Origin of the sequence: Roseobacter sp., assembly GCF_024639605.1 — a bacterium.
Classification (GTDB): Bacteria; Pseudomonadota; Alphaproteobacteria; order Rhodobacterales; family Rhodobacteraceae; genus Roseobacter.
In genome coordinates, this window is record NZ_JAHEHZ010000011.1 from 30,734 (window position 1) to 42,483 (window position 11,750).

The window sequence follows — 11,750 nt, forward strand, 5'->3', positions numbered from 1 at the left end:
CGCCTTCAGTTCTTTGCCACGGTGTTGGCGAGGTTCTGGCCCGTCAGGCGCAGCCCGGCCCAGACCACCAGCGATGTAAAGGCCAGCAGCAGAAAGCCAAAGGCCGCCCCGGATTCCCAGTTAAACCGGGTGATGAACTGATCGTAAATCTGTTCGGTGAACCAGCTGGAGTTTTTGCCGCCCAGCAGGATTGGCGTGAGATAACTGCCTGCGGTGAGCATAAAAACCACGATGCATCCCGCCACGATCCCCGGCATGGCGTAGGGAATGATGATGCGGCGCAGCACTGTGGGGCCGCTGCCACCGAGGTTATAGCCTGCCTCGACCATCGCATCATCCATCCCGTCAAGAGTGGAGACCAGCGGTACGATCATGAAGAGGATCACCGTATAGACGAGACCGACGATCACCGTGGCGTCGTTATAAAGAAACTCCACCGGCTCCGAAATCAGCCCCATTGTTTGCAGGCTGGTGGAAATCACGCCGGTTTCTCGCAGCAAAAGGATCCAGCCGAAAGCCCGGATCAGATCGCTGACCCACAGCGGGATCAGACAAAGCAGAAACAGTGCGCCGCGCGACCGGCGGCCGGCGATTTTCGCAATGTAATAGGCAATAGGAAACCCGATCAGCAGCGCCAGAACGGTCACGAGGATCGACATGGACCCGGTGCGCAGCAGGGTATTCCAGTAGATCGGTTCCTGTATGAAATCGATGTAATTGCCGAAACCGAACTCATAGACCCGAGGGGCCACCTTTTCACGCAGCGACAGATACACCATCCCCAGATGCGGAAGGATGATCAGCAGTACAATCCAGAGCGCAAAGGGCGCGAAAAGCAGGATGAGCGAGAGACGCTTTACGTCACCTTGCATAGCACATCGCCTGTTCAGGCGCCCAGTTGAGCTGCACCGCATCGCCGGGACGCAGATCAGAGGTGCCGCCGGTCACCACCACATCCGCCTCGATCAGCTCGGCAGAGGGGCCGCGCACCAGAATGCGGCTGTTGGCGCCGTTGAACAGCACAGAATCCACCTTACCCGCCAGGGCGTTGCTGTTTGCATCCGGGGGTCCGGCCTCGCTGGCGCGTTGCGCGCCGATGAACTCCGGTCGGACAAAAATCGACACCGGCGCACCCGTCACGACGCCCGCCTGCGGCTTGCAGAGCATGCTCAGACCGGCCTCCGTCGCGACCTTCGCCACGCCGTCAGAAATCTCTTCCACTTTGCCGGCCCAGCGGTTTGAATCTCCGACAAACCCGGCGACAAAAGACGTCGCCGGTTTGTGATAAAGTTCCTCCGGTTTGCCCACCTGCTCAAAGCGTCCTTCGTTCATCACGGCGACATTGTCGGACATCACAAGAGCTTCGGACTGATCGTGGGTGATGTAAATGAATGTGGTGTTGAACTGATGCTGCAAGAGCTTGAGCTCGATTTTCATGGCCTCGCGCAACTTCAGATCCAGCGCGCCCAGAGGTTCATCCAGCAGCAGCACATCGGGGTCCAGCACCATGCAGCGCGCAATCGCGATGCGCTGTTTCTGCCCGCCTGACAGCTGATGAATTTCGCGATTGCCGACGTCAGGCAGCGCGATGCGTTCAAGCACATCATTGACCTTTTGCGGGATCTCGGATTTCGGGGTGCCTGCACAGCGCAGACCATAGGCGATATTCTCAAAGACATTCATCATCGGGAAAAGCGCCAGATGCTGGAACACCATCTTCACGTTGCGCTTGTTCGGCGGGATGTTGAGGACAGAGCGCCCTTTGATGTGGATGTCCCCGTCCGAGGGGTTTTCGAACCCCGCAATCATCCGCATCAGCGTTGTCTTGCCACAGCCCGACGGGCCGAGGATCGAAAAGAACGATCCCTTCGGGATTCTGAAGGACACATCGTCCACCGCCCGCACGGATCCGAAATGTTTGGAGAGCCCTGTGCACTCCAGATCATGTTCCACAGCGTCGTTCATTGCGCCTGCTCCCCTGCACCCCGTCGTGACACAAAAGGGGCGGCGTGTCACCGACATCGCCGCCCCCCGTGCATTTACTTAACTCAGCCGCCTGTGGCTGCCTTGATCTTCTCCAGCGCTTTGCCTTCCATATCCTCGACGCCCGGGGGAATGTTGGCAAAAAACTTGAGGTTGGCAATGTCCGCGGGGGTGAAGGCCGCGTTCACCGCGTTCTTCTTGTCCTCAGGCAACAAGTCGAGACCGCCGTTCACGGCTGCAATCGCACCCGTGCTGCCGGACATGATGGTCACATTCTCCGGCCGCAGTACGAAGTTGATCCATTTATAGGCCGCATCATCCGCTTTGCCCTTGGCGGGCAGTGCAAATGTGTCGATCCAGGCAAGCGCACCTGTTTCCGGCGGCACAAACACGATGTCGGGGTTCTGGGCATAGAGTTTATAGGCTGTGGAGTCCCATGTCTCTGAGGCCACAATCTCACCCGACAACATCATCGCGGAGAGGTCATCGCCACCCTGCCAGTAAGCCTTGATGTTAGATTTGCACGCGATCAGTTTTTCGGAGACCTCATCAAGGATGTCCTGATATTTATCCAGATCGGAATAGGCCGCGAAGGGATCATGCCCCATTGCAAATGCCGTACCCAGCAGGATCGTGCGCTTCAGGCGCATGGAGGTTTTACCCGCGTACTGAGAGTCGCACAGATCATCCCAGCCGTTGAAATCCGCCGCCATGGCTTTGTTCTTCATCAGACCGGAGGTGCCCCACTGGTGCGGGACCGCATAGACTTCACCGTCGATCGTCGTGTTGGCCTTCACGCCTTCCAGGTGCGTGGACTCCATCACGGAAGTATCGATTTTTGACAGATCCAGCGGCTTGTAAATGTCGTATTCAAGCTGTGCGGCATAGATCCGGTCATGGCTCGGCTGCGCAAGATCAAATCCGGCGCCACCTGTCGCGCGCAGTTTGGCGATCATTTCCTCGTTGTTGGAGAAAGTGACCTCGACATCGATGTCGGGATATTCTTCTTCAAATTTCTGGATCAGCTCTTCGGGCGCATATGAGCCCCAGGTCAGCAGCCGCAGTGTTTCGGCCTGGGCCACGGATGCGGTCGACAGCGCCGCCGTAACCGCAAGTCCGACAATATAGTTTTTCTGTTTCATGGTTTAACTCCCTTATCAGCGCCGGTTCGCGCTGCGTGGCATTCATGGACACCGGGCGATGTTAGTAGAGTATTGGACTGGCCCACATATCCATTATGGAATTTTATACAGACCAATTCACGGGGTGAGTGCAGGCAGCTGCATGAGTGCTGAAACACCGCTCTCGATGTCCGGAGGACTGGTGCTGCCAAAGCCCAGCACCAGCCCCTTTTCGACGGTGTCTGACAGGCTGTAGCGGCTGATCGGAGCAACCGTCAGGCCCGCGGCCGCGGCCTGCGCCATCAGGGCATTTTCATCCACCCGGTCGTCCAGCAGGGCCGTTGTGTGAAACCCGCTGGTGGTTTCCTGCAACCGGATGGTATCGGGCAGATGATCGCGCCCCGCCTGCATCAGCGCGTCATACCGGGTCTTGTACAGCCGACGCATCAGGCGGATATGGGCCGCAAACTGCCCCTCATCCATGAAATCCGCAACCGTGGCCTGGACCGCTGTCGGGGGCGTGCTGATCCAGGAGGCAAAAAGCGTATCAAATGCCGCCGTGAGTTGCTCCGGCACCAGCATGAAACCCAGACGCAAAGACGGGAAAAGAGTTTTGGAGAAAGTGCCGACATAAATAACCCGTCCCTGGGTATCGATGCTTTTCAACGGCGGGCGATGGCTTACGCCATAGTGAAATTCGCCGTCATAATCATCCTCTATGATCAGGGCCCGGGCATCATTGGCCGCCTCCAGCAGTTCCAGCCGGCGCGCAAGTGACATGACATGACCCAGCGGTTGCTGGTGGGACGGCGTGACAAACGCCAGCCGGAAGTGTGGAGCAACCCGCTTCGCCTCCGCAATATTTATCCCTTCATCGTCGACACTTACGGGTACCAGCTCGGCGCCGGCGGCAATCAGAGCGTTGCGGGCACCCGTGGCACCAGGGTTTTCGTACCAGACCTTGTCACCGGGATTGAGCAGCACCCTGCCGGCCAGCGAGAACGCATGCTGCGCGCCGCAGGTGATAAAGATCTGCTCGGGGCTGCACCTGATCCCCCGCGCGGCATTGAGATGGCTGGCGATGGCGTTGCGCAGACCCTGATGCCCCTGGGGCTGGCCATATCCCATAATCCCGGCACGGTCGCCGCGCAGGTGGCGCGCTGAAAACCGCGACCATTGCGCAATCGGAAAAGCATCCAGCGCAGGCAGCGCGGTTATAAAGGCACTGGCCTGATGCGGCAGCCATGACCGGGGGGCATAGGACGAAAAAGAGTGGTCGATGGCATGCGACAGGCGGGGTTGTGAAGTCTGAGGATCCGGCGGGCGAAGCTCGTTTGTGCGGGGGTGCTGTTGTTCCAGAATATCGCTGACGAATGTACCCGCCCCCACCCGCGAGACCAGCATCCCCTCGGCGACGAGTTTATCAACAGCATCTATGACAGTGGTGCGCGACACCCCCACCTCACGCGCCAGCGTACGGCTTGCCGGGATCCGTTCGCCCGCGCGCAGACCACCCGACAGAATGATTTCACGCAGCACCATATAAAGCTGCACACCGATCGCCCGCTTGCCGGTGCGGTCAATCTCAATGGAAGAAAGCAACGCACCGTCCTGTCTTTTCATCGGGGCGTTCCTTCAGGAATTGGACTGCTCAATGCGGCTTAATGGACCTTAATAAATATCCAAAGCCCTGTATCGTCAATACGTTCAGCCAGTCAGCCTACGGCGCGGAGTTTGCATGAAAATCAGGTCTATCGAGACGTTCACAAATGAATTTGTCTGTTTCACCCGCGTCACCGGCGAAGACGGCGCACAGGGCTGGGGACAGGTCGCGCCCTACTTCGCGGACATCACGGCCCTGGTCCTGCACCGGCAGGTCGCCCCCTGGACCCTCGGTCAGGATGACGGGGATATCAACGGTTTGCTGGATATTGTGCGCGACCGCGAGCATAAGTTCCCGGGCTCTTATCTGCGTCGCGCGATGGGTGGTCTTGATACCGCTCTGTGGGACCTCAAAGGCAAACGTGCGGGCAAATCCGTATGCGAACTGATCGGCGGGACGCCGGGGCCGGTGCGTGCCTACGCGTCGTCAATGAAACGGGACATCACGCCCCGGGATGAAGCAGACCGTCTCCTGCGATTGCGTGATGAAAAGGGCTTTGATGCGTTCAAATTCCGCATCGGCGCAGAAGTGGGCCGTAACGTGGATGAATGGCCCGGCCGGACCGAAGAGATTGTACCGACGATGTACAAAGCAATGGGAGATGATGTGGCGCTGCTGGTTGACGCGAACTCCTGTTATGATCCGGCGCGGGCAATCGAAGTGGGAAAACTGCTGACAGACAACGGCGTGTCTCACTATGAAGAGCCCTGCCCCTACTGGGAATTTGCACAGACAAAGCAGGTCAAAGATGCGCTGGATATTGATGTCACGGGCGGCGAGCAGGATTGTATGATGGCCAGCTGGAAGCAGATGATCGATGACCGTGTGGTCGACATCGTGCAGCCTGACGTTTGCTATCTGGGTGGTATTGCGCGCACCCTGCGCGTGGCGAAAATGGCGGAAACCGCCGGCATACCCGTCACGCCCCATTGCGCGAACCTCTCCATGGTGACGCTTTTCACCATGCACCTGCTGCGGGCGATCCCGAATGCCGGGAAATATCTGGAGTTTGCGATTGAAGGCCCTGATTACTATCCATGGCAGGAGGGACTGTTCGTCAGATCTCCCTTTAGAATCACAGAAGGCAAAGCAGTTGTCACCGACGCTCCCGGATGGGGCGTAGAGGTGTCTTCCGACTGGTTGGAACGATCTGCATATCAGATCAGTGAGGCGGACTGCTGAGTCCCTGAAAATCTCCCCGGCATCCCGGTCGATTGGCGATAGCCCGCCCATGAGCAGGTGACCCGCTGGCGTTCCCGACCTGCGATTGACTTAAATCAATGCCTCACATTCACAGTTTTAGATATGATTCCGTTGTACGGGCACGTGTCGGACGTTTGTCTCCCCCCGGTATTTGATAAGTTGCTTTCAGTACCATGCAGATTTCGGACCGTCGCCCGTACACCGAGATCACAAAGGGATGGTATGCAGAAATTCTGTTGAATACTGCAGATGCGGGGCTGTTGCCGGCATCATCGACCCCGATACCCGTGCCTGTTGAGCATCAGACTGTCGACGGCCGGAATACCTGTGACATGGCCACCGGTGAAGCGCCTGACGATTCATGAAACCGGTGAACGTCTGGTTTGCGACAAAATGCGTTTTGAAGACAGAAGTGTCATGGATGATGCCAGCACCTGCGGCAACATGGGTTTTACGCCGCCTGAGGCAATCAGCCCCGGAGCGGGGTATCAGAAGTGCGCTGTCCTGCATCAGGAACGGGCAGTCCGGCAACCCAACAGCCGGGATGCATCAAAACATCTTCCTGTGGCGCTTGTGACGGACCCTCTCAAAGCGGCAAAAGGATCAAACAGGTGAGCACGATTATGGATGGTCAATGGACCTGGTGATCAATCCTGATCACGATAACCCCGATACCTTTTCGACCTGTCAGGTCGGCGGGCGCCTTATAACCGGCACCGACCAGCGCCTCGATAGCTTCGAAAACTTTGATGAGGCACTGACATCGTTCAAAGTGCGCACACCCGTTTTCGCTTCTCAGGTATCTCCGGCGCGCTGCCGGCGGGCACCTCCTTCTTCCGGCGGGCTTTTCGATGATCGGTTTGCTGAAACGACTGCAAACGGTCTGACCTTCTGAAACGTCAGTTGCGCCAGTTGGCAAGTGTGCCGGCCGGCGCACTTATTTCGCCACACGCAAACGGCGGGGTCGCACATGAAGCGGGGACGCCGGCTGATCTTTCGGTCCGTTCCGAATGCGCGCGCCCGCAGGTTCCTGCAGAACTTCAGCACCCTCCCGCCCCGCATGCACAGCGCCCGCGCGCCTGGTCTGATTACAACGTCACGCTGCTGACCCGCTTTTTCGGGGCATCAGAACAGGCGGAACAATCCGTCGCACGCATTGACTGGTTTCGATACGACACTCACCAGATCACTTCACTAAAAGCCTTGCGGCGCTACTTGATCGGGAAGACAACAGTTGAAAGACCTTGATGATTGATCAGAATATCCGCCCGGGCATCCGCACGACAATACCAGTTCACATGTGTACGGCCCGGCCCGTCTGGCCTGAGGGTCGCACTGCCGTGCGGCACAGCGAAACGACCGGCGCGCAACAACACTGACGCGGCCAGGGGACCCGCCGGGGATGCGTCCGGCTGGCAGAAGACCGAAATTTCAGTATTGTCCGGTTCCGCAACGACAGCGCGGCCCCGGTCGGCAAGAGGAGGAAAGCCATCCATGCTTAGTAAAATAGTCGTCCCGGTGCGCGGAGACGGTATGATTGAGCCCGTACTCGGACATGCGTCGGCACTGGCGATGCGTCACAACGCGCATGTTGTTGTCGCCCATTGCCGTTCAAGGACTGAGGATCTGATGCCTTTCAGCCGGCAGTTACCGTCCTTTGCGCGGGAAACGCTTACCGAACAGGCGCGCGAACTGGCAGATCAGGAAGAACGGGCTGTCCGGGACCAGTTGCACAGGTTCGCCCTGTCCCTGGGGCTGAAAGAAACCAACGTACCGGGTCAGGGCGTGGCATCTATCGAGTTTGCTGAAGAATACGGGCTGATGGCCGACGTGATCAAACACATCGGCAGGCTTGCGGATCTGGTAGTTGTCGGAAAACCGGACCGGGATCGCAATCTCGGCACCAATTCACTCAAGTCCGCTTTGTTCCGTACCGGGCGGCCGGTCCTGATGTGCCCGCCCCGCAAGGACGTACAACCGGACTTCGGAAACCACATCACGGTGGCCTGGAACGGATCGCTGGAATCGTCGCGCGCCGTTGCGATGACGCTTGATATTGCGAGAACAGCACAGTCGGTGACCATCCTTTCCGGCGGAAAAGGCGAGCCGCATGGCGCAAGCGCGGAAGAGCTGGTTGACTACTACCGGTTGCGCGGGGTTGTGGCTGAGATTGAGCGGTTCGACGCCCGCAATCCCGCCGAGGGTTTGCTGAACCGAACAACTGAACTGGGCGCCAATCTGCTGATTATGGGGGCCTACGGGCACAACCACGAACGCGAGACCCTTTTCGGCGGCAACACCCAGGCCGTTGTAGATAAAGCAGAAATTCCTGTGGTTTTGGTACACTAAGGTATTCATTGGCTGCGCAACAAAGTTTCGCTTGAAAAGCAAATACAACAAGATAGTTACTCCCGTACGCCGGATGAAACATGCCTGCGGTGCAGGTCCTGGTTGTGCTGTCAGCATCGGCCGGACTGCTCGGACAATGAACGGGAGGACAAAACCATGAAGATTACGAAACGTTTTCTGCTGGGAATCGCCGGAGCCACACTCTTTGCGACAGCGCCCATTTCTGCAGTAGCCGACGGTTGGCAACCACGTAAACCCATCGATTTTGTCATCATGGCAGGGGCTGGTGGTGGCGCTGATCAGATCGCACGCTTCATCCAGTCGGTGGCCGAAAAGCAGGATCTGACGAACCGGCCTCTCGTGCCTAACAACAAGGGCGGTGGTTCCGGCGCGGAGGCGCTGATCCACGTCAGCAACGCCAGCGACCCCGATCACACAATCCTTGTGACCCTGAATTCATTTTTCACGACACCGTTGCGTCAGGAAAATCTCGGCATCGACATCCGGACGTTTACGCCTGTCGCGATGATGGGGGTCGATCCCTTTGTACTCTGGGTGCACAAAGACAGTGGCATCACCACTATGGACGAGTATGTCAGCACGGTGAAAGACATGGGCGGTGAGTATGTCATGGGCGGCACCGGTGCCGGTCAGGAAGACAGCATCGTCATTGCCTACATGTCGGATGCCTACGACCTCGACATCAAGTACATCCCCTATGATGGCGGTGGTGCGGTCGCCAAGGATCTTGCCGGTCAGCAGATCATGGCCAGCGTCAACAACCCCGCAGAAGCCAAGGGGTTTTATGAGGCGGGAGATTTTGTACCGCTGCTGGCCTTCTCGGACGAACGTATGCCGGCTTATCCGGACGTTCCCACCATCAAAGAGATGGGCCACGATTTTTCCTATTATAACCAGCGCGCCGTAGTCGGAGCGCCGGGCATGTCTGACGAAGCTGCGGCCTACTACCAGAACCTCTTCACCACGATCTATGAGAGCGATGAATGGCAGAATTACCTGAAGGCAGAAAGCCTGTCGCCGCTCTGGATGGATGCGGACGCGCAGCGCGACTACTGGGGCCTGCAGGTGGAAAACCACAAGAAACTGCTCGCCACACTGAGCGAGTGATGCCCACAGACCCATCAGACCCCTGAACCGGGACTTAACAGCAAGGAGGGCCAGATGCGCGTTGGCGAGATTATAACCGCCGGATTTCTGGCCCTTCTGTCGCTTTACCTGATGTGGAAAAGCACTGAACTGCCCATCGGCTTTATTCCCGGAAAGGGGCCCGGCGGAGGCGCCTGGCCATTCTGGCTCTCCGGGATCATGCTGGTCTGCTGTATCTGCATCGCCTTCAACTGGTGGCGTGGTACCAGCGCCCCCTCACAGTCCGACGCGCCCGTCCTCGACACACACGGGTGGAAATCTCTGATATTTGTCGGCGGGGGCGTGATCGTCTTCGTGGTTCTGATCAGCATAATTTCGATGTACGGGGCGGTTGGTGTTTTTTTGTTCTACTACACCTGGTTTCTGGGCCGCCACAGCCTGTGGCTCAGTCTGTCGATCGCGCTGATCACACCACTCGCTCTGTTTTTCTTCTTTGAAGGTGCGATGCGGATCACGATGCCGTCGGGCCTGCCGTTCACCGACCCGGTCTTTAACATCCTCTATGACATTATTTACTGAAGTTATGGCACGCTTCCTGCAAGAAAGTAACCGATGATGGACGTTCTGCACCTGCTTGGCGATGGCATGTTGCTGTCCCTCCAGCCCCTGAACCTGCTGATGATCCTGCTTGGCGTAACCGTGGGGCTCTTTATCGGGGCGATGCCGGGGCTCGGATCTGTTAACGGGGTCGCGATCCTGTTGCCGATAACGTTTCTTGTGCCGCCCGGTTCTGCCATCATTTTTCTGGCAGCAATCTACTACGGGGCGATGTACGGCGGCGCGGTATCCTCGATCACGCTTGGTATCCCGGGCGCGTCGACGGCCGTGGCCACTACATTTGACGGCCTGCCAATGGCCCGCCAGGGGCGTGCAAGTCTTGCGCTAGTGACGGCGGCTCTGGCCTCCTTTGTCGGCGGCACGATCGCGAATATTCTCTTCACCCTCTTTGCCCCGCTGCTGGCAACCGTGGCTCTGTCTTTCGGCCCGCCCGAGGTCTTTGCTCTGATGCTGCTCGCCTTTGCCACCTTTGTCGGCCTGGGCGGCGATGACATTCCCAAGACGATCTTCTCCATCTGCTTCGGGCTGGTGCTGGGCGCCGTCGGTTTCGACCAGATCTCCGGCGCACCAAGACTTGTTCTGTTCGATTACAATGGTTTCCTGCAGGGCATCGGTTTTCTCGTACTCGCCATCGGTGTCTATGGCATCGGGGAAATGCTCTGGACGATTGACCAGACCCGCGGCGAGGTTAAGGCCACGACACCCAAAATGACCGTCAAAGGCATGGCCACGGATGCAAGAGACTTTGCCACGCGGGGCTGGAAAGGAACTGCCATCGGGTCATTTCTGGGCTTTTTTGTCGGGATCCTGCCGGCAGCCGGCGCAACACCGGGATCGCTGATGTCCTACGGCGTGGCAAAGATGGTGTCCCGCAACCCCGGCCAGTTTGGTAAAGGCGCGGTTGACGGGGTTGCCGCCCCGGAGGCTGCCAATAATTCCGCATCAACAGGGTCCATGCTGCCGATGCTGACTCTGGGGATACCGGGCTCGCCCACGACGGCGATCCTGCTGGGCGGCATGGTGATCTGGGGGCTGGTGCCCGGGCCGAGGCTCTTCGTCGACGAAGAGGAGTTCGTCTGGGGGCTGATCGGCTCATTTTATATCTCGAATGTGGCAGCGCTGCTGATCAATCTCGCATTCATACCGGTGTTCATCTGGATGCTCCGGATGCCTTTCACGATCCTCGCGCCGATGATTTTCGTGCTCTCAATTGCCGGTGGCTATGCATCGACACGCGATATGTTCGACATCTGGCTGATGGTCGCCTTCGGGATTGGCGCTTTTTTCATGCGCAAGTTTGAATATCCGCTGGCCCCTGCGGTTCTGGCTATTGTGCTGGGTCCGATCGCAGAGCCAACGCTGCGCCAGTCGTTGTTGCTCTCATCTGGTGATCCGTCGATCTTTTTCACGCGGCCGGTGGCCGGGCCGATCACGATCATTGCTCTGATCCTGATCTTTCTGCCTGCCTTCAAGCTGCTGCGCCGGCTGCGGTCAGATGGCAAAGAAACAGCCCGGTGATACGGGCAGCAGCCAAAAAGCGTATAGCACGGAGATCAGGTACCAGCCCCGCCTGTTCCTGACGCCACGCCAGTCGGGACAGACAGGCCTGCCCACGCCTGATCGCCGATAAGCGATTATCAGCAGGCAGGCGCCTGCTGCATACCGGGTTTGGCGTACGCAACTGACCGTAAGCCTGCAGCCTTATG

At 58.2% G+C, this 11,750-nt stretch carries 10 protein-coding genes; 6 read left to right on the plus strand and 4 right to left on the minus strand.

Annotated elements, in window-relative coordinates; genetic code table 11:
• Positions 1–5: 5 nt before the first annotated feature.
• The 4 genes from Q0M35_RS02810 to Q0M35_RS02825 form a co-directional block, all read right to left on the minus strand.
• Positions 6–872 carry an ABC transporter permease gene (locus Q0M35_RS02810; RefSeq protein WP_295311967.1) on the minus strand — a complete coding sequence of 289 codons (867 nt, stop codon included), beginning with the start codon at positions 870–872 and terminating at the stop codon, positions 6–8.
• On the minus strand, positions 862–1,965 hold the full coding sequence (locus Q0M35_RS02815) for an ABC transporter ATP-binding protein (RefSeq protein WP_295311968.1): 1,104 nt from the start codon (positions 1,963–1,965) through the stop codon (positions 862–864). Before Q0M35_RS02815 ends, Q0M35_RS02810 begins: the two co-directional genes overlap by 11 nt.
• 83 nt (positions 1,966–2,048) lie before the next feature.
• Positions 2,049–3,125, minus strand: coding sequence for an extracellular solute-binding protein (locus Q0M35_RS02820; protein WP_295311970.1), 1,077 nt, complete (start codon positions 3,123–3,125; stop codon positions 2,049–2,051).
• A 117-nt stretch (positions 3,126–3,242) separates the two neighbouring features.
• Positions 3,243–4,727 (minus strand): PLP-dependent aminotransferase family protein, encoded by a 1,485-nt coding sequence (locus tag Q0M35_RS02825; RefSeq protein WP_295311971.1) that lies wholly within the window; start codon positions 4,725–4,727, stop codon positions 3,243–3,245.
• Positions 4,728–4,842: 115 nt separating this feature from the next.
• Here Q0M35_RS02825 and Q0M35_RS02830 point away from each other — a divergent pair, with 115 nt between their 5' ends.
• The 6 genes from Q0M35_RS02830 to Q0M35_RS02855 all read left to right on the plus strand — a co-directional run bounded on the left by Q0M35_RS02830 (position 4,843) and on the right by Q0M35_RS02855 (position 11,562).
• Positions 4,843–5,949 (plus strand): mandelate racemase/muconate lactonizing enzyme family protein, encoded by a 1,107-nt coding sequence (locus tag Q0M35_RS02830; RefSeq protein ID WP_295311973.1) that lies wholly within the window; start codon positions 4,843–4,845, stop codon positions 5,947–5,949.
• Positions 5,950–6,604: 655 nt separating this feature from the next.
• Complete coding sequence (locus Q0M35_RS02835) at positions 6,605–6,865, plus strand: hypothetical protein (protein WP_295311975.1); 261 nt, start codon at positions 6,605–6,607, stop codon at positions 6,863–6,865.
• A 599-nt stretch (positions 6,866–7,464) separates the two neighbouring features.
• The gene (locus Q0M35_RS02840) at positions 7,465–8,319 is read left to right on the plus strand and encodes a universal stress protein (protein WP_295311977.1); all 855 of its coding nucleotides are present in this window, start codon (positions 7,465–7,467) and stop codon (positions 8,317–8,319) included.
• Positions 8,320–8,475: 156 nt separating this feature from the next.
• A complete protein-coding gene (locus Q0M35_RS02845) occupies positions 8,476–9,447 on the plus strand; it encodes a tripartite tricarboxylate transporter substrate binding protein (protein ID WP_295311979.1) in 972 nt (323 codons plus the stop codon).
• A 54-nt stretch (positions 9,448–9,501) separates the two neighbouring features.
• Positions 9,502–10,005 (plus strand): tripartite tricarboxylate transporter TctB family protein, encoded by a 504-nt coding sequence (locus Q0M35_RS02850; protein ID WP_295311981.1) that lies wholly within the window; start codon positions 9,502–9,504, stop codon positions 10,003–10,005.
• Between the two features lie 36 nt (positions 10,006–10,041).
• Complete coding sequence (locus tag Q0M35_RS02855; RefSeq protein ID WP_295311983.1) at positions 10,042–11,562, plus strand: tripartite tricarboxylate transporter permease; 1,521 nt, start codon at positions 10,042–10,044, stop codon at positions 11,560–11,562.
• Positions 11,563–11,750 lie beyond the last annotated feature (188 nt).